At 25.9% G+C, this 1,065-nt stretch carries 2 protein-coding genes; both read right to left on the reverse strand.

Annotation, left to right across the window (positions count from 1 at the left end):
- Positions 1-399: 399 nt before the first annotated feature.
- A complete protein-coding gene (locus tag CQA44_RS12435) occupies positions 400-555 on the reverse strand; it encodes a hypothetical protein (protein ID WP_181881917.1) in 156 nt (51 codons plus the stop codon).
- Between the two features lie 70 nt (positions 556-625).
- On the reverse strand, positions 626-1,065 hold a 440-nt coding region (locus tag CQA44_RS12875), incomplete at its 5' end, for a hypothetical protein (RefSeq protein WP_181881918.1).

A 1,065-nucleotide genomic window follows, 5' to 3' on the forward strand; every position in this document is an offset into this window, starting at 1 on the left:
ATTTATTACCTATCTTTTAATCATCTCTTTGTTTTTCATTATTTACAATTTATTGCCTTTACCCTATCTTTAATCATCTCTTTATTATTTATTCCTATCTTTTAGCTTTTTAATCATTTATTACCCTTACCCTATCATTTAATCTTTTAATCATTGCTTTGTTTTTCATCTTTTACCCCTATATTCCTTTATTTTTTATTTAGTTAATTTATATTCTCATTTTTTTTAAATCTATTATATTTTATATTTAATTTTATCTTTAAGATTCCTTAACATTATTTAATTATTATTTCTTTGTTCTTTACTTTGTTTAATTTGTTACTTTCTTTATTTCTACTAATAAAGTTTTGAATCTTATTTTCTATTGGTATATCCTCAAATTTACCAGAATCATCTTCTTTAGGTTTTTTTAATGCTTACACCATAGCTAAATCTAGCTTCTATGGCTAAAGCATAGGCAGTAGGTTGTCCTATTTTACGCTTATTTGCTTTTGCTTGTTCTGTGATATTTTCTTGTTTTATCTCATATCCTAATTTTATTCCATCTGCATACACCCACCTAGCAGAGCGTGAGTAAATCCCTGCCAATCAAATATCGGGTCAATATAAATAGTTACAAAATATTTCATTTAACAAGTCCTCCTAATAGATAAAATAATTGCATTGAAACAAATATAAAAGCCATACTAAAACAAAAAGTAATAAGAAATCTCCATTGTTTTAAGACAATACAAATTAACACCAAAACAACAAAAGCTGCTACTAAAACATAGATTATCATACCTCTAGAGCTATAATTAAAATATAATTGTATCCAATTAAATGCTATAACCAATAAAAGCGGAAATATATTCACAACATAAAATAGATTGAATATGAAAACAATAAACATAAAAAATAAAATGGCTAGCTGATTGTTGTTGTTGCTAAAGAGTATATATATTGTAGGGATAATAAAGATACCCACACTACACACAAACCAAGCTAATTGCCCGCTTGTAATGGAATCTAAGCCTTTAGATTCTAATTTTGCTTTAAGTTGAGAATAGAGAGGAATTTTCAAGT

The organism is Helicobacter sp. MIT 14-3879 (assembly GCF_003364125.1).